Genomic DNA, 16,990 nt, shown 5'->3' with positions numbered 1-16,990 from the left:
CCGGGCAGAAAACAAAAAAGCCCAGGTCCGTGAACCTGGGCTTCTGTCTGATGGATATATTTTGATACCGATCAACTATAGCAATCCCAGGCTACGACCATTGGGTAATAGGTAGAGTAGGCTGAGTACGGATAAAAGGATTGCTGATGAAGGGTCATCTGTTTTCTATTGACTTGAAGCAAAGGAAATAACTCTTTCCTAAAAATGCAAACCGGGTTATTCGCTTAGTTTTTTATAACTACTTGGAAACAAGTTAGTACCATAGTGAAATCCCCAGCGAAAGGCCAGGTTTTAGGTTTTCTTGTGCTTAGGGCGATCTAAAAGAAGATCTCGGTGTAGGAACTCTGGCAAGGGAAGTCCATCACCTTTCCCCATAATGGCGATTCTACCAACTTTGACAGTTTCTTGGTGTTTTTACCATTCCCGGATTTGCCCCAGCGATTTTGCATTCAGGCAATCTTTGTTTTGCGATTGGTAGAAAGCGGCTTCGGGATATCCTTTTAGCCCACCCACATTCAAGTGAGGTCAGGTATTGGCCGGTCTTTCCGCTTTTTTGTTTTTAAGCTATTCTTCTAGATTTGGCTTCTAAACACCCCATCCTGCTCGGGGCAATTTGAAACCATTTAAATCTAGCTTCTAAGGAATTGAAAGCAGTAACCCTAAAAGCGTTTGGTGGAGTAGACAACTTCTCATGGGAAACCGTGGAAACGCCCCCAAACCCACCCGGAAATGTACTGGTACGCATCAAAGCAACTGCCTTTAACCCCATTGATTACCAGATGCGCCAAGGCTCTCCTGAAAGTAAACTCCTGGCATCGTCCATCCTAGGCAGAGAGATGGCTGGGGTGGTGGCCGAAGTAGGCGCGGAGGTGACTGGGTTCTCTGTAGGAGACGAAGTGGCGGCCTACGTGGGCAGTTTAGGCTCTAATGGCACCTACACAGAATACGTCAGTATTCCGGTGGAACTGCTGGCCCGTAAGCCCCAACACCTTTCCTTTGAAGAGGCGGCCGCAACTCCCATGGTGGGTCTGACGGCTCTGCAATGCTTTGAACGCCTGCCCCTCACTCCCGCAGATCCCATTTTTGTTGCCGGCGGGGCCGGAGGTGTGGGTACCATGCTGATCAAACTTCTTTTAACCCACGGCTTTCATCAGGTGATAACAACAGCGGGAAATGAAGCCAGCAAAACCCATCTTTTGGTGTTAGGGGTACAAGAAAGAAGCATCCTGGACTACAAACAGCCAGACCTGGTGCCAGCTTTACTGGCGCTAAACCATGACCGGCCTTTTGACATTTGCATAGATTTGGTGGGCGGGGGAATGTCTACTCTTTGCAGTGAAGTCATTAAGGTGAAAGGAACCTACGCAGACATCACCTTTCTGGCAACCCCACAAGCCAGAGAGCAGCTTTTTGACAAAGGAACAACGGTGCTCCATGTCTCCAACTACGCCTATGCCCTGAGCAGAACCAAGGCTGATTTTAGCATCTATGGCCAAAAGCTTCAATTCCTCTTTGATCTGATGCAGGAGGGAAAACTCACTTGTCCTCCCGTTCATGTGGTGGGTGATCTTAGCCTTGAGAGTGTCCAAAAAGCGCACCTGATGCTGGAGAAAAACCAAACCAATGGGCATAAACTGGTGATGCGGGTTCCTTCGTAGGGAAGACAAACAACCTGGATTTTTGCCTTCTTTTTGCTAAACAGCCTGAATCCAGCCCTAAGTGCATTTGATTTGCAAATTGAGCTTAGAAAAGACTTGCCTCACAAGTGGGTTTGCCTCCTAGACAAAGAAGGTCTTGGCCAACGCCACAGCGGTAATTAAAAGCCAGATAGAGTTCAAAACCCAGCTGGCGTGCGCTTTCTTAGATACGCCGTACAGAATCAGGAAAAAGCAGCCAATCACGTTCATTAGCAAATATTCAAGAGATTGGCTGCTAATCAGGTTAAGGCTGTTCAAACTGAACGCTAAAAGGGAAAACAGGGCGCCGGCCCACCCAATGGCTTCGCGAAGGTATTTCTGTAAGGAGAACATGTGCTTGCAATTTTGTACAAAGTAAAGGAGCGTACCCGACCAAAAAAATGCTACTATTGGGTTAACTAATGCACAAATCAAATCACACGCGGTGGACTTACAGCAGATAAAGTACTTTTTGGCTTTGGCAGAGGAGCTGCATTTCTGGAATACCGCCGAGAAGATGTTCATCACGCAGTCTGCCTTAAGCCGACAAATCAAGGCGTTGGAAGAGGAGTTGGGTGTGCAGTTGTTTGAGCGGAGCAAGCGCAGCGTAAAACTCACCGGGGCTGGCATTTTTCTGCGCGACCGCTGGCGACCCTTGTTAGAGGAAATCAACCGCACGCACCGCCAGGCCCGCAAAATACACGAAGGTGCGTTCGGCTCCATCAGCATCGGGTACCCAGGCTCCGTGGCCTACAGCTTTCTGCCCGAGGTGGTTTCCCGCATTGCCCAAAGCTTGCCTGAGCTCAAGGTAGAACTGGTGGAACCCATTGACATCAGCTTTGAGGAACTGCTGCTGAACTTCCAGATGGATCTGGCCATCCGGCGAGACCCCGCCGAGAACCCCGCCTTGCAATCTATGTGCCTGTATTCAGAGCCGTTCGCGCTGATTGTGCCCCAGGACCACCCCTTAACAGAGGAAAATTTCACGGGCCTGCAGGACGTACGCGAAGAGAAGTTTATCTTGTCCGGACTGCATCACCGAACCCTGTACGTGAACAGCCTGCGGCAGATGTTCAAGGAAAACGACTTCACGCCCAACGTGTACATTGAATCTGATTTCGGGGCTATGATCTTGGGGTTAGTTGCCCGCGGGTTAGGGATCTCGGTCATGCCCAGTTCATACGCTTTCGGGGCTCCGCCCAATGTGCGGTTCATCCACCTGCCGCAAAACGTGAACCTCTACGTGACCTGGCGCAAAGACGATACCAGCCCGGTGCTCAAGAACGTGCTGGAACTGGTGCAACAAGTAGCGCAGGAGTACAAGGCCAGTGGAGCCTCTCATCTGCCATATTAGGTTTGTTGAAAACCCCTACTTTCATAACCACGACTTTGTAAGACCTACTGGGCCTATAGCCTTTTTGTACCGTGACCGCTATCACCCAGAAAGGCTTAGAGCATTATTCTGGTTTAAGCTCCCTTTAACAAAAACAGCCCTGAAATGACCGCTCTTTCAAAAGACAATCATTTCAGGGCTGTGGGTTTATAGAGGCTTAGAAAAGCCGCTTGGGTTAGGACTGTTGCTGGTTGCTGTTCCAGATGTCTTTCTGCATTTTCCAGTGGTCGTTTTCCCGTTTCCAGACGGCCATGTACTTGCCATGGTCTAAAGATTGGCCATTTTCGGCTTTGAGCGTAAAAGTGCCCAGTTCTATGGCCGTCAGGTCTAGTTGTTCCACCTCTACGGTGTGTAGATCCATTTCTTTCACGCCCATTGCCATGGCGTTTTGCCAGTACTGCCCAATGGCCTCCCTGCCTTTTACGGTTTCGCTGCCCGAAGGCAATAGCAAGGCAGTTTTGGCATACAGATCGGCGACGCTCCCAACATCACCTTGGTTAAAGGAAGAAACAAACTTTGAATTTAGGCTTTTGATTTCATCGGTGATGTCGGTGCTGAGTGCTTCCATGGGGTAGAGGTGGATAATGGTGCTAAAAGAACGAAAACGTCAAGTGTTCAGGAGCCTCACAGACGGTGCCTCAACGTTTGTCTGTCCTTACTCCCTGCCGAAGATCTCAGGCTAATCAACCAATTGCCTGTTTGTAAAAGTTAGTACGGCAAATAGGTGAACCGGTATACAACCTGCTCAGATTAGATAAGTTGGAAATGCAAGGAATGTTGAGGTGTTGGATTCCTTTATAGGGCTTGGTTTAGAAGTGTTTTCTATAAAAGAAGCCCTAAACAGCCGAGCACGGGAGGGGAGCATGAAAAACTAAAGCCGACTGAACAGGAGTCAGTCGGCTTCATTGGGTGAGAAGCAAATATAAATTTGACACAAGAATTATGCAGCACACTTTCCGCCTTTTCCATAGGCTTAGTGGGATTCTTACACTAGGATTACTTAATGGAGGATTTGAGGCCTCCAACCAAGCTCATAGAGAGGGGTTCTGACAAAAGGGTGTCTGGTATCTGATTGTCCCCCTTCAAAGGGGGACGGAATGCGTGCTAAACCTTTTGAGAACCACATTAAGGGAAACTTGATCTCCACAGGATATAGGATGTTTAGCTTTCATTATTGGTCAGAAAGCTTCCAGGTCCTTGCTGTTAAGAAACCCCTTTCAAAGCTTCGGCCACGGTGGCGGTCAACGGAGTAGTAGGGCGGCCTATTAACGTGGAGAGTTGGTGGCTTTCATCAAACAGGTCACCCTGCGAAGCGGAAATGTCCCAGCCAGCGATGGCTCCGGCCAGACTTTCTGGCAACCCGAAACTGGTGAGGGCGGCAGCGTACTCTTCACCGGGCAGGTTCCTGTACGGGATGTCTTTGCCGGTTTGGCGGGAAACTTCGGCGGCTAAATCGCTTAAAGTAAAGGCTTCGTCTCCAGCCAGTTCATAAACTTTGCCTTCGTGGCCTTCGCTGGTGAGAACCACAGCGGCAGCCTCGGCAAAATCAGCGCGGGCAGCAGAGGAAATTTTACCATCGCCGGCACTGCCGATGAACGCTCCTCCGGCCAAGGCACCCGGGATGGAGCCGGTGTAGTTTTCGGTGTACCAACCGTTGCGCAGAAGGGTGTAGGGGAGGCCTGAGTTCTCCAGGGCGGCCTCGGTGGCAAGGTGTTCTTCGGCCAGGGTAAGGGTAGAGGTATCGGCGTGCAGCAAGCTGGTGTAGACAATCCATTTTACGCCAGCGTTCTTGGCGGAATTTATCACGTTTTGGTGCTGCTTGGCTCGTTTGCCTACCTCGCTGCCTGAAATCAGGAGTAAGGTGTCTATGCCTTGCAACGCCGGGCTCAGGGTTTCGGGCTGGTCATAGTTGGCTTCGCGGGCTTCCACCCCCAGGTCGGCTGCTTTCTGCGTGGAACGTACCAGGGCCACCACATTATCTGCGGCTCCCTTTTCTTTTAGTTTCTCCACAACCAAGCGCCCTAGTTGACCGGTTGCTCCAGTAATTGCTATTTTCTTCATGTTGTTTTTTAGTTAAACCTACCAATTCATGCTATACGAGAAGTTGCCGAGATCATTGGCTTCTGATGAAAAGGTAAGGGTGAACATAGGCATCTTTCGATCAAAGCTAACGCTCTCTCCATCTGTTTTATAGTGTCTTTTGGGAAACCACCTGCTAAACTATTAAAACCTATTCCCCCTGCTTTTATAGGTAAGATAACAGAAAAGGCACAGAAGTACATCCGTATCTAAGTGCTAAGCCAATTTTCTGGAAGAATACACCTCAAGACAATCTGCCAGCTTAATAGTAGTTAAAGTTGGTTGATGAAGTTTTTGGCTGCTTCAAAAGTAGCTTCGGGGGCCTCTTTGTGGGGCGTATGGCCTATTCCCGTAATGATCTGTTTTTCTGTTTGACCGCTTACCTGGTCAAGCGTTTTCTCTACCTGAAGAAGGGTGCCGTACTCATCAGCCTCGCCTTGGATGAATAAGAGGGGACAGGTGATACCGGGCAAGAAATGCTCAATGTTCCAATTGCGGTAATCGCTACGGGTCCAGGTATCGGCCCAAGCTTTGAAAATGCTGTCTACTTTGTTTCCGTGGTATTTGGCAAGCCGGTCTGGCAGGTTGGTGTTGTGGTAGGCTTTAATGGCGGCCTGGATGCCTTGCAGGGTGACCTCCTCCACAAAGATGTGGGCGGCCTCGCAGATGACGGCCTTTATCCGGGAGGGGAACTTACTGGCGGCAATTAAGGCAATGGAGCCGCCGTCGCTGTGGCCAAACAAAATAGCGTCCTCTATTTCCAGGAGTTCCAGCAAGTTATTGAGAACGCCTGCTTCTTCTTCCAGGTAATTGACAGGTCTTACATACGTGGGCATGGTTTCTGATTTTCCGTACCCGAGCCGGTCATAGATCAAAACATTGCAGTTGGTTGCCTGAGCCAGATCAAAAGGAAAGTTTCTCCAGAGCGTGATACAGCCTAAAGAGTCATGCAGAAAGACGAGGGTGGGCCTGTTTTCAACGGTTTTTTCAAAAAGTACTTGTAAGTGGTTGCCTTTAACGTTGAGTTGCTTTTCGGTTTTATCTGTAATCATTTTGAGACTCCTTTTTGAGGTATCGGGAGGTTAACTTCCCGCTGCTGCTTCTTGCTTTTGAAAGCAGGGGTGTTACGCTTATTTCCCTTTCTCTGCATCTAATTCATACGCTAATCGCATGTAGTGTATTACTTCTTCATTAAGGTCTTCCTTGTCATTGAAGCGCACGTAGTGGTTGATGTCTTTCTCGCCCACGTGGCCAATTTTGTGAAACAGAGCGTTTGGTCATACACTTTGTTTAGCGGGAGGCACACGTCAAGGAAGTTTCGCCCGAATTGAAAGACCGAGCAGAAGCGCGTGTTTTTGGCCAGTGAGATCATAGTCTTGGCCGGATGGATCTTAAAATCCCCGATGGTGCGGTACTGGGCCAGAAAGTGGTAGTACAGCCCAATGGTCACCTCAGACTTGCCACGCAGGAAATCAGCCTCGGTTTTCTCCAGGCAGGAGTGCGTCTGGTTAGCACGCAGGAAAGATTGGGTGCAGGTAGGGCAAGTCCACATAAGTTCAGGATCAGTTTTTAGCTTGATTTCAGGATAACTGGCCGGAAATCTCATGGCTAGCCAATTGGCGTCCTTTTGGGTAGGAGCGCGTTTCAGCTCTGTTTTCTTAAAAGTATCGCGAGAACCGACCAGCCGCAAAACGGGCTTCTATTTTTGGTTGGCCTGGATTTCTCCAAAGTAGCGCATCACCTTTTCTTCGGTGTCTTTTTGGAGGGTGATGTCTACAAAGAGAAGGGCCCTTAGCTTTCTGTAGAGGGCAACCGACTGCTGGAGGCTATCCAGCAATGCTTGCCGTTCATACACCGGGATGGTTTGCTGAAGCAGGGTAAAATCTTCCGGCTCTAAGTCACGCTCTACCTTGCGCACGCCTCTGGGCAGATTGCCGTTTTTGATGTGTAGTAACGGACCCAGCACGACCATCCTCAGGAACCCGAAGAAGTCCAGTGCTTCTAGGTATTCGCCCCGGCCAATCTTTAGCAAGGCATAGTGTACCCAGATCCAGAAACGGTCTTCTATCCACTGGTAATCCGGGTAGGGGAACTGAGCGGTAGAGTTGTGCAAAGCATCCTGCAGTTGGCCATCGGTGTCAAGCAGGATCGTAGGGGTTTCTACGCGGGCATGCACCTCGGCAAGCGTCAGGAATTTGATGTCCACGTGCAACAGGGGATTGTCATACAGGCAAATCAGCACCCTCGGCTCGCCCACGTGTTCACCCGTGAACCCCGATAACAGATTGCCTAACCTGTTCGCGTACGCCAGCATCTTGTCTTTGCTGCCGGCTATCTTCTCCCGGGTGACAAGGATGAGGTCCAGGTCAGAGAATTCGTCTAGCTCGTTTGTCAGCCAGGAGCCACCCACCGCCAACCCTATCACGTCTTTATCTGCCTGCAGAACCGATTTGGCTCTTTCCGCAAACGCAACTTGCATCATCATTCTGTTGACTTTTATTTAAGGTTTGGTAAAAGCCTTTGTGTGTAAACCTGCCAGAGGAGGGTAATGCTTCATGGCCGTTTTTGTGAATGTACATCAAAACTTCTTCATCCTTGCCAATGCTGTAAGAGTAAAAAGATCCCGTAAATCCAACTGTTGTAAAGCAGGGTGTACAGCAATCCATACCCTAAGCTTGGAAAAAGACGGCCTCTGGTTTGGGCTGAATGCCGGAACACCAACCGTAAAGCCCTGTAGAAAATCCAGTACAGCATGGCCATAAAGACCGCCACCGCTACCAGCAGCACTTCGCCAAATAACCATAGAACAATTGACAATACCACAGCAGTGAAAATCCAAAGAATAATGCTTACCATTACGGTCAAACACCCTTCACCATCACCCATGTCAAAGTCAAAGCTGCTGCGCGAGGAACCAGAAGAGCCGCCGGTGGGAAAAGAAAACAAGCCATCGGCTAAGTCTAACCTGCCTCCGTTGCGTTTACCCTTGCTTATTCTTGAGGTGAAGCTATCCATGACGTTGCCTAAAGTATCTTTAAGTTTCACCCCTTGGTGCAGACCAATACTCACAAACCCAAAAAACGCAACCGATAGCAGGGTAGTGGAGAGCAAAGAGTTTTGGAAAAACGTATGATGCTGGCCTAAACCGAAGGCATAAACGCTCACTATTGTTAATGCCAGTACCAAGAGCGTGACGAAGAAAACGGTTTTGGAATTTAACAGTGGGCGGGCGGATCTACTAGAAGTAGCCATCAAATTTGTTTCTGATTAAGATATTCTGAACTGGCTTTAAAGTAAAGAAAAAGAAGATTCTTGATAAAAGAACAGCAAAGTCAACAAACCAAATGTACCGTATTGAAACAAGTAGGGCTGCAGGAATGAGTTACAGGCTACCGTTCCTAAAAGGCGTTGTAGACAGGACCATTTGAGGCAGTTTTCATGAAAAAGCCCAAAAAGGAAAGCACCAGCATACGTTGGTGCTTTCCTTTTTGCATTTGATGGTTCCTACAGCCTATGAGGTTGCCTTTTGTTGAAGGGGTGCTAAACAGGTTTACTTACTCCACGGGGCCATAGCCTACTACTACTACTACTACCGGATCAACCACTCTAATGGAGTTTGCGTTTGCCTGGGAGGAAACCTGAGTAAGCGTCTGCTCAAATTTTTGGTTGATCACTTTTTTGTCATTCTTAAAACCATCTATGACCACCGAGATAGGAAAGATATAAGTGGCAGAGGCTCCGCTTGCTTCCCACTTCGGCATTTTCTGGATAACCCGTAAGGCTTCCTGGTCTAAGGAAGTGTGGCTACCCTGCACTACCTTGAAGTCACGGGGCGTTCCGTCTTTTTCAATAGTAGCCTGCACAAAGACTCCGCCGTAATAATTGCTCTTTGAAGCTTCCGTCGGGATCCGGAAGGTTTGGCCAATGAACTTCATCAACTCTTTTTTTCCACCCGGAAAATGTGGTTCCGCCGTGGCCTGTGTCTTTAGGTGACTTTGCCCAGGAGTTACCGAAGGCTTTTGTGTGTCCAGGGCTGCTAAGGGAAGTTGGTTGGAAGACAAGGAGAGGGCCAGCAAACCCAATAGTGGGAAGGCCAAAACTTGTTTCATTTTTGAGGGGCGGCGGGTAGGTGCGTGAATCATTTTCAGACGTTTTAGAGTGAGAGATGAATTGAAAGAATGACCTAAGGCAAAGTTGTTCTTCTGCAATACCTGTTTGGCCAGAAGTAAACCGTAAGCGGTTTTATCTTGGGTCTGGATGACCTGTGCGTCGGCCAAGAACTCATGAGTGGCCATAAGGGCCTTTCTGTAGAGGTAGAGGAGAGGATTAAACCAGAATATGATGGATACTATTTCTAGGTACATCAGGTCATAGCTATGGCCTTGTTCCACGTGCACTCGTTCATGTTCAAGAATCCGGTCTTGTTCTTGCTGAGTCAGGGATTGGGTGGTATCCCAGAAAATGTACCGGAAGAAAGAAAAAGTGGGCCATTCTCCCCGGGTAGGAATAATGGTAATGGTGTGCATCCTTTCGGCGCTTTTTTTATGCTGCTGAATAAATTGCCGTAGGTGGTACAATTGCCGGACAAAGCGGAAAGCAAAGAACAAAGCTCCAATACCATAGACAAGCAGAAAAACGGAGTTCCACTTTAAAGCGAGTAAATTGGATATGGGTTCAGGTTCCGTGCCTGCATTGACCACAAATGGTGTAAAGGAGGGAACAAATACGGGGAGAGGGGATATCCGCTGAAAAGAAGGCAATTCCAGAAAAGGAAGCAAAAAAGAAACAACGGTGGCTCCCAGTAAATAGAACCGGTTGTAGCGGAAACATGCCTCGTTACGAAGTAAAAGCAGGTACAATACGTAAAAGGCCAGCAGGCAGACCCCAGACTCCAGAAGGTAAGATAGAATACTATGCGTCATGGCCGTCTTTTGGGGAGTTTTGTTTTACATACCGTACCAGTTCCTCTAATTCCTTCACGTCAAGTTCTTCCTCTTTCGCAAAGAAGGAAACCATTCGCTTAAATGACCCCCCAAAGTAGCCGCTCACAAAGTTCTTCAGGAAAAACCGTTGATACTCGCTCTTCTGAATAAGGGGGTAATATTCATGTGTCTTCCCGTAGGCAGTGTAGCCCACAAAGCCTTTTTTCTCCAGAATCCGGATGATGGTGGAAACGGAGTTGTAAATGGGTTTAGGCTCTGGGAACTGCTCAATTACATCTTTCACAAAACCCTTCCCCAAGCTCCAGAGAATCTGCATCACCTGCTCTTCGGCTTTGGTTAATTCTTTCATAAAAAGGCTGTTAATTTCTTCTCTAAACGTATAACTTAATTTTTAGTTATACAACTTAAAATTAAGTTATTTTACTGAAGGCGGGTTCTGCTCTACTCAAAAACTACGTGGATAGGTACCTGCAGAAAGGATTTTAGGGCATTATTTAGGAACCCAGCTTAAAACAAGCTCCGTCTCAAACGGATCTTTGTGTTACAGGAACGAAAGCAGGCGCATGCCTTATTGCACTACATAACGCCCTGCGCTGGTGACCGAAATCTGGGGAAGAGACCTCTTCGCCTCAAAATAGGCAAAGCCCGGTTGTAAGTTCTCCCAGAAGGAAAGCAGGGCGGGTTGGTGGGCGTACCTGGTTTTCAACTGCTGATAGTAGGGATTGTCAAACCGGATAGGGAAGAGATGCACCGGTATCTGCGTTTGCCCCTCCTGGAAAGCCTCCACGGCCAGTACGTAAAGCTCTTTGATCTTGTCATCGGTGAGGGCTAAGCAGCCTAAGGTCACGCAATCACCGTGCAGGAAGATGTCGCCGCCCAGTTTGCCTTTTCCCTGGAGCTGATCTGCGGTATTAGGGTAATTGATGCCCAGGGAAAGGTAATAGGCACTTTTAGGATTGAAGCGGTCAATGACGTAAAAGCCCTCCGGGATCTGCCCATCTCCTTCCTGGCGTTTGGGGCCATAAGTGCCAGATCGGGCGCACAGCAGGTAGGTGGTGAGTAAGGCAAAAGGTTGTTCGGGAGTGTTTCTGGCCCAGACCTCCAGTGTTTTCTCGTGCTTGAAAGCCCGCAGGTATAACTCCAGCTTTTGGAAGGACAGATTTTTACTTTTGAGCAGCCGGTCAAGGGAGGCATATTTTTGGCTGTAGGCTGTCTGCACCCGCTCATGCTGTAATTGCCCCACTTTGAACCCGTCATGGAAAAGCAGCCCACCCAAGAAAAATAGCAGCAACAGGTTTTTCATAAGAAGGAGGCGAGGGGTAGAAAGTAAAAGCCGTTTTACCGTGGTTTTCCCAAACCAACGTTAAAACGGCCATCCTCTATATAGTAGATTGTCTATTTTTTGCGGGGAGGGTAAGACATCGGCTTTCTGGCCGGGGCAGAGGAGGTGGCAGGTTTCTTTTCTTCGGGGGTACCGCGCATGTGCAAAACCAGGCCGTTCAGGAAGTTACGCAGCAACTGGTCACCACAGGGCTTGTAGTTAGGGTGGTCCTCTTTCCGGAAGATAGCGCCCAGTTCACTCTTTGTTACGTTGAAATCCACCAGCTTCAGGATATCGATGATGTCATCGTCCCGGAGCTGAAGCGCCACGCGCAGTTTCTTCATGATATCGTTGTTGGTCATGCCTGGTCAGTTTAAAGGTCCGCGAAAGTACGTATACGCAACAGAAAAGCAAGCTGGCAACCCCAATTGAAAATTTGAGTGGCAAGCTGCCCCAGAGGCCGCAAGGCTGGTTTCAGAGAATAAGGGCTGTAATACAACGCCACCTTAACCTTTCTTCTTGCCGGTTTCCCCGGTTAATTTCTCTAGCGCTTTGTCACGTTTAAACTCCATTTTCCCGAAACGGTAACTAAAGCTTACCCGCACCACGCGGTTGTAGTTATTGTTCAAATTGTAGTTGCTGGAATTGGTATTGGTGACGGTGGTTCTGATGGAGTTGTTGCTGAAGAGGAAGTTCTCCACGTTCAGGCTGATGCCGCCTTTCCGTTGCCAGAACTCCTTGCGCAGCCCCAGACTGTACGAGTAATTGTAGGTGCTCCGGCTCTGCAGCGAAAGCCGCGGCGAGTTGAAGGAACCGGCTGTCTGCACGCTGAAATCATTCACAAAGCGGTAAGAGGCATTCCCGCTCAGGTTGTACATGAACCCCGAGCGGTGGATGGCGCTACGGCCCACAAAGCTTTGCAAGTCGTTGTAAAACACGTTCAGATTGAGACCAATCTGCCCTTTCTGGTTAAACCGGGTGGTGGCGTTCAGGCTGGTGCCGTAGGTGGCGTTTTTGCCCAGGTTGGCGAAAGTGGTGTGCAGGGTGTCGTTATTTTCCCTAATGGGGAACTGGTACTGATTGATGTCATTGTTGGTTTGCCGCCAATACGCCGAGGCGTTGAAGTTGGTGGTTTTCAGGTTCCAGCTGTAATTGAGTTCGGTGTTGTGGGTGATCTCGGCGTCCAGGTTAGGGTTTCCGTACCGGATGTTGAGTTGGTTGCTCTCGTTGCGGTAAGGATTGAGCTGGCCCATGCCGGGCCGTTGGATGCGGGTGGAGTAGCTCAGGCGCAGGCGCTGATCGTCTTTGAAGCGCTTCATGAGCATCACGTTGGGCATGAAGTTATGGAAAGGCTTTTCCAGGTAAGTCAGCACATTATTGGTGGCAAAATCGCCGTTTACCTGGGTGTACTCATACCGGCCGCCCACCCTGAACGTATAGGTTTTCTCCAGCCTGAGCGTGTAAGACAGGTAAGACGAGTACACATCCTGGTCATAGTTGAATTGGTTTGATCGGGCCGGGTCCTCCACCAAAGGCGCCACCGCCGAGCGCGAAAACAGGAAATTATAGTCGCTCCCCGAGTTACGGATTACCGCTCTCACCCCCGCATCAATATTGCCCCGTTTCTCAAACGGGTGCGAATAATCTGCCTGGAAGGTAAACTCCTGGTTGGTGCCGTGGTTTTCGCTTTGCTCCAAGCGGGTGAGTTCAGAAGATCGGTTTTCCTCGGTGAGTTGGTAGTCGCTTTCGTTCTGGTTTGTGTTGAAGATGGCCATTACGTCCAGTTCTTGCCCTTTCTGTTTAAAACGCTTCTTATAGTGGAGGTTGGTCTCAAAGCCGTGGTTGCGGTTCAGGTTGTCAATGTCCCGGAAACGGTAATTCTCTACCTGTTCCTCACCCGAGGGCGTGAACTGCGACGTGGAAAGGCTGCGGTCACTCAGGTTGCGGGAGCGGTTCACCCTAATGCTGGCGCTCAGGTTGTTCTGCTCGTTGAAATCGTAGTCGGCACCCAACTGCGTGAAAAGCGACTGACCGTTGTTCTCAAAGGCACTGCTCTGCTGGATGAGTTTGGTGGGTGTCTGGATGAGGTTCTCTTCCCTGAAATACACCTGGTCTGACTCAGAATCGCCTACGCGGTCATTGAAGTTGCCGCCCACGCTAGCGCGCAAACCCAGCTTTTTCTTGCGCATGTTCAGGTTGGTGTTCAGGTTATTGGAGCGGTTGCCTGCCGTGGCCGTCACCTGGCCCGTGATGCCCTCAATGGCGCTTTGCTTGGTGATGATGTTGATGACACCGGCCGTGCCCTCGGCATCATACTTAGCCGAGGGGCTGGTGATCACCTCCACAGATTTGATCATATCCGCCGGAATCTGCTGCAGGGCCTCGGCCAGATTGTCGGCGAGCATGGTGGAGGGTTTTCCGTTGATCAGAATCTTGACTTTGTTGCTGCCCCGCATCTCCACGTTTCCGTCTATGTCCACAGCCAGGGAAGGTACTTTCTTCAAAACATCGGCCGCGGTTCCCCCAATGTTGGTGATGTCGTTTTCTGCGTTGTACACCATGCCGTCATCGGTTTCCTGAATCAGGTTTTTCTCGCCGGTGACCACAACTTCTTCCAGGGCCTTGCTGTCTGATTCCAGGAGAATCTGCCCCAGCGGTAAGGAGGGAATTCCGGCCGCTACCGTGAAAGGATACACCCTGGTTTTATACCCGATAAAGGAAATAGCCAGTTGGTAGTCGCCGGGCAGGACATTAGGCAGGGTGAAGTTACCGTTCACGTCACAGGGCACGCCAGAGATGAGTTTGCCGCTTTTATCTTGCAGGGCTACCGTGGCGAAGTCTACCGGGGCCTTGGAAACCGCATCTACCACTGTGCCGGTAACCCGTACGCCACTTGTTTGCCGCGCTAAGGCAGTAGGGAAGGAGCCCGCTGTGGCCGGCACCCCATGCAATACCCAAAAGGCAGCCAGCAGGAAGATTCCCGCAATCTTTTGAAGCGAAAGCTGATGTTCTCTAGCCATACAAACAAGACCGGCAAAAATAGGATTTGAGGCAAGGTAAGGTCTCAAGGCAGAGGCTTTCGCTTCGTCAACATCTCTTCTATCTCTGGCTGGGGACGGCTCTTTGACAGCCAAAAGTTTGGAAAGTTTAATCTCTCAACCGGTTTATTTGTAACCGTTCTTTCAGCTTCTTTTCCGGAAAGCTGGCCTAAAGTAAACTCTTGTTCTAAAAGAAAGAAGGTTCGCCCTCTTGGCAACGGGATGAAGAGCCTACTGCCGATTTATCCTCATTTGGTTTCCATGAAACAGGATTTGGGTATTTTCAGTACCTTCAAACCAGAACTAACTTTACAGCACGTGCCACAATACCTTATCACCGCCTTTGATTATACCGATGACCAAGCCCTGGATCGCCGTATGGCCACCCGCCCCGACCATTTGGCAATGGTTAAAAAACTGAAAGAAACCGGCAACTTCATCCTGGGAGGAGCCATGTTAAGCCCCGAGGAGAAGATGATTGGCTCTACCCTGGTAGTGGAGTTTGAAAATGAGGCCGCCCTGCAAGCCTACCTGGACCAGGAGCCTTACCTGCTCCAGAAGGTGTGGGACAACGTAGACATCAAACCGTTCCGGGTAGCCACCGTGTAGGCCTACTGCATTGGCCTCTTATGGCCATCCTGCAAAAAGGTGCTTTTAGCCTGGTTTTAGAAAATCAGGTTAAAAGCACCTTTTGCTTTATTTTAGGTATTGGCGGCTTGCTGTAAGAAACTTTCGCTTAGAGAAACCAAACCTTGTCAGGCGAGATAGAAATGTATATTGTGTCATCCTTTTTAAACTGGCCCAACCCGGTTCTTACCAAAACGTCTCCGGTTGGCAATGCAACCTCTAGTTCAAAGTGGCTGCCAAAGAACATGACTCGTTTCACTTTGGCCTCAACACCCGCTTGGCTGTCTGGCTCTATCTGAAAGCTTTCTGGCCTGACCAGCACGCTTTTGTTTGCAGGGCCTTTTTCATAAATAACATGGAAAACGCTAGACTGCAGCGGGGAGAGCAGGTTGTACTTGCCAAACAGCCCTGCCACGTATTCACTAACCGGATGTCTGTAAATCTGCTGGGGAGTACCCTGTTGCACCACTTCGCCGTCTTTCATTACCAGAACCTCGTCGGCCCAGGAAAGGCTGTCCAGCGGGTCATGCGAGACCAAAAGGCAGGTGATGTCTAGTTGGTCGCTGATGTCCTGGAGAATGGTTTTCAGCAGGCTTTTATGGCCAGTGTCCAAATTGGAGAAAGGCTCGTCTAGTAGAAGCAATTTGGGGGAGGTGAGGAGTAGGCGGGCTAGGGCAATGCGTTGGCGCTCCCCACCCGATAACTGATCGGTGCGTCGTTTTAACAGATGACGGATGTGGCACACCTCATATAAGGCATCGGCGTCTTCCTGCTCAAGCGTATTGGCATACCGCAACACCTGTTCTACTCGCAAAAACTCGGGCAACTCAAACTGCTGTGACAGGTACACAATGCCCGGATGCCCTGCCACCAGCTTTTCGGCCGGGCCCTTTACCCGCTCGTCTTCAAAGGTGACGGATCCCGCGTCTGGCTGAATCAGTCCGGCAATGATCTTAAGTAAGGTACTCTTTCCAGAGCCGGTTTCCCCGGCAATGGCTATCTTCTGGAATTCCTGCTGCGTGAAGCTGATGTCCCTCAGGACGGTTTCTTTCTCTCCCTGCTTGTAAATTCCGGCTACTTGTAAAAACGTCATATCATGGGAAGGAGCTTGCCTCCTGTATGCTTCCTTAAGCAAATGAATGCACGAAAGTAGGCAATTATTCAGGTTTGCCCTGTATACCCTTTGGGAAGACGTTAGTAAGGGTTGGGTGCTACCCGGTAATGGAAAATTCCTCCAGAACCTGCCACTTGCCCCCGTCCTGTTGTTCTATGAGATGGATGGTCTTAAAACAAAAGGTATGCGGGAAGGAGACCTGCGTAAGCTGATCGAAAATTTCATCAGTGCAGGTAGCGTTGCGCGGATGCATGAGCGTAATATGTGGCTGATGCGCCCTGGGGTGTTCCACAATCCCCTTCAGGATGGCTTTTCTTACCTAGTGAAAAACTATGTTCTCCCCCGCGGGCGGCAGCAGGGCTCCTTTGCCGTCTAGAGACCTTTCTACGTTGCCAAAGGCAAGGCAAAGGGGAACGGGAAGGGGCAGGGAGTTGAGGTTCTCTTTCACCTTGTCAATGTCTTCTATCTCCTCTTCCCGGCAAAGGGTAACATGAGCGGCAATTAAGCTGAACTGAGCCGGATTAAACTGCGCCCGTATTTTTTCAATGGTACCGGTGTTTTCAGAGAGAAATAAGGTGAGTTGTCTTCTGATGTTTTTCATGCTTCTGAGGTGCCAGAAAATCAGGAGGTAAAAACCAGTTTTTAAGGGTTGGTGGAGGGCTGTTACTCTTCCTCTGGTTTGAATTCTTTAATTTGAAAGTAGTAGCTTTCACCCATTGATTATATGGCTGCAGATTCTATAGACTCATCATACCAACCATCATGTTGCACCCTTAGTTGTGATTAAATTATGCAGCCT

At 49.4% G+C, this 16,990-nt stretch carries 19 protein-coding genes; 3 read left to right on the top strand and 16 right to left on the bottom strand.

The features are described 5' to 3' along the window. Positions 1 to 317: 317 nt before the first annotated feature. Positions 318 to 449 carry a hypothetical protein gene (locus ACW9SV_RS21095; RefSeq protein WP_479558760.1) on the bottom strand — a complete coding sequence of 44 codons (132 nt, stop codon included), beginning with the start codon at positions 447 to 449 and terminating at the stop codon, positions 318 to 320. Positions 450 to 644: 195 nt separating this feature from the next. Here ACW9SV_RS21095 and ACW9SV_RS21090 point away from each other — a divergent pair, with 195 nt between their 5' ends. After that, complete coding sequence (locus tag ACW9SV_RS21090) at positions 645 to 1,658, top strand: quinone oxidoreductase family protein (protein WP_479558759.1); 1,014 nt, start codon at positions 645 to 647, stop codon at positions 1,656 to 1,658. Positions 1,659 to 1,778: 120 nt separating this feature from the next. Here the strand turns inward: ACW9SV_RS21090 and ACW9SV_RS21085 are convergent, their stop codons facing one another. Then, positions 1,779 to 2,030, bottom strand: a complete 252-nt coding sequence (locus tag ACW9SV_RS21085) for a CBU_0592 family membrane protein (protein ID WP_479558758.1) — start codon at positions 2,028 to 2,030, stop codon at positions 1,779 to 1,781. 91 nt (positions 2,031 to 2,121) lie between these two features. Here ACW9SV_RS21085 and ACW9SV_RS21080 point away from each other — a divergent pair, with 91 nt between their 5' ends. After that, positions 2,122 to 3,030 carry a LysR family transcriptional regulator gene (locus ACW9SV_RS21080; RefSeq protein ID WP_479558757.1) on the top strand — a complete coding sequence of 303 codons (909 nt, stop codon included), beginning with the start codon at positions 2,122 to 2,124 and terminating at the stop codon, positions 3,028 to 3,030. Positions 3,031 to 3,244: 214 nt separating this feature from the next. On the opposite strand, the gene ACW9SV_RS21075 is transcribed toward ACW9SV_RS21080, so the two are convergent. The 11 genes from ACW9SV_RS21075 to ACW9SV_RS21025 form a co-directional block, all read right to left on the bottom strand. Then, the gene (locus ACW9SV_RS21075; protein WP_479558756.1) at positions 3,245 to 3,637 is read right to left on the bottom strand and encodes a YybH family protein; all 393 of its coding nucleotides are present in this window, start codon (positions 3,635 to 3,637) and stop codon (positions 3,245 to 3,247) included. Positions 3,638 to 4,272: 635 nt separating this feature from the next. After that, positions 4,273 to 5,130 carry an SDR family oxidoreductase gene (locus ACW9SV_RS21070; RefSeq protein WP_479558755.1) on the bottom strand — a complete coding sequence of 286 codons (858 nt, stop codon included), beginning with the start codon at positions 5,128 to 5,130 and terminating at the stop codon, positions 4,273 to 4,275. Between the two features lie 290 nt (positions 5,131 to 5,420). Then, positions 5,421 to 6,200: an alpha/beta fold hydrolase gene (locus tag ACW9SV_RS21065; RefSeq protein WP_479558754.1), complete on the bottom strand. Its 780-nt coding sequence runs from the start codon at positions 6,198 to 6,200 to the stop codon at positions 5,421 to 5,423. Between the two features lie 128 nt (positions 6,201 to 6,328). Further along, positions 6,329 to 6,700 carry a hypothetical protein gene (locus ACW9SV_RS21060; protein ID WP_479558753.1) on the bottom strand — a complete coding sequence of 124 codons (372 nt, stop codon included), beginning with the start codon at positions 6,698 to 6,700 and terminating at the stop codon, positions 6,329 to 6,331. Between the two features lie 147 nt (positions 6,701 to 6,847). Next, the gene (locus tag ACW9SV_RS21055) at positions 6,848 to 7,633 is read right to left on the bottom strand and encodes a nucleotidyltransferase domain-containing protein (RefSeq protein WP_479558752.1); all 786 of its coding nucleotides are present in this window, start codon (positions 7,631 to 7,633) and stop codon (positions 6,848 to 6,850) included. A gap of 104 nt (positions 7,634 to 7,737) precedes the next feature. Then, entirely contained in the window at positions 7,738 to 8,400 is a 663-nt protein-coding gene (locus tag ACW9SV_RS21050) for a hypothetical protein (RefSeq protein ID WP_479558751.1), read from the bottom strand. Positions 8,401 to 8,702: 302 nt separating this feature from the next. After that, positions 8,703 to 10,070 (bottom strand): M56 family metallopeptidase, encoded by a 1,368-nt coding sequence (locus tag ACW9SV_RS21045; RefSeq protein WP_479558750.1) that lies wholly within the window; start codon positions 10,068 to 10,070, stop codon positions 8,703 to 8,705. Continuing rightward, positions 10,060 to 10,440, bottom strand: a complete 381-nt coding sequence (locus ACW9SV_RS21040) for a BlaI/MecI/CopY family transcriptional regulator (protein WP_479558749.1) — start codon at positions 10,438 to 10,440, stop codon at positions 10,060 to 10,062. Before ACW9SV_RS21040 ends, ACW9SV_RS21045 begins: the two co-directional genes overlap by 11 nt. A gap of 219 nt (positions 10,441 to 10,659) precedes the next feature. Further along, entirely contained in the window at positions 10,660 to 11,394 is a 735-nt protein-coding gene (locus ACW9SV_RS21035) for a L,D-transpeptidase family protein (protein ID WP_479558748.1), read from the bottom strand. A 92-nt stretch (positions 11,395 to 11,486) separates the two neighbouring features. Then, positions 11,487 to 11,774, bottom strand: a complete 288-nt coding sequence (locus ACW9SV_RS21030; RefSeq protein ID WP_479558747.1) for a DUF1456 family protein — start codon at positions 11,772 to 11,774, stop codon at positions 11,487 to 11,489. 144 nt (positions 11,775 to 11,918) lie between these two features. After that, positions 11,919 to 14,432, bottom strand: a complete 2,514-nt coding sequence (locus tag ACW9SV_RS21025; RefSeq protein WP_479558746.1) for a TonB-dependent receptor — start codon at positions 14,430 to 14,432, stop codon at positions 11,919 to 11,921. 279 nt (positions 14,433 to 14,711) lie between these two features. Here ACW9SV_RS21025 and ACW9SV_RS21020 point away from each other — a divergent pair, with 279 nt between their 5' ends. Next, positions 14,712 to 15,059 (top strand): YciI family protein, encoded by a 348-nt coding sequence (locus tag ACW9SV_RS21020; protein WP_479558745.1) that lies wholly within the window; start codon positions 14,712 to 14,714, stop codon positions 15,057 to 15,059. A 127-nt stretch (positions 15,060 to 15,186) separates the two neighbouring features. Here the strand turns inward: ACW9SV_RS21020 and ACW9SV_RS21015 are convergent, their stop codons facing one another. The 3 genes from ACW9SV_RS21015 to ACW9SV_RS21005 form a co-directional block, all read right to left on the bottom strand. After that, complete coding sequence (locus ACW9SV_RS21015) at positions 15,187 to 16,170, bottom strand: ABC transporter ATP-binding protein (RefSeq protein WP_479558744.1); 984 nt, start codon at positions 16,168 to 16,170, stop codon at positions 15,187 to 15,189. Between the two features lie 118 nt (positions 16,171 to 16,288). Further along, positions 16,289 to 16,483: a hypothetical protein gene (locus ACW9SV_RS21010; RefSeq protein WP_479558743.1), complete on the bottom strand. Its 195-nt coding sequence runs from the start codon at positions 16,481 to 16,483 to the stop codon at positions 16,289 to 16,291. A gap of 27 nt (positions 16,484 to 16,510) precedes the next feature. Next, entirely contained in the window at positions 16,511 to 16,792 is a 282-nt protein-coding gene (locus tag ACW9SV_RS21005) for a hypothetical protein (RefSeq protein ID WP_479558742.1), read from the bottom strand. Positions 16,793 to 16,990: the final 198 nt, after the last annotated feature.

The sequence above is a fragment of the Rufibacter sp. JT20002 genome (assembly GCF_056491185.1).
The sequence above is the reverse complement of the archived record's forward strand: the minus strand, read 5'-3'. Positions and strand labels throughout refer to the sequence as shown.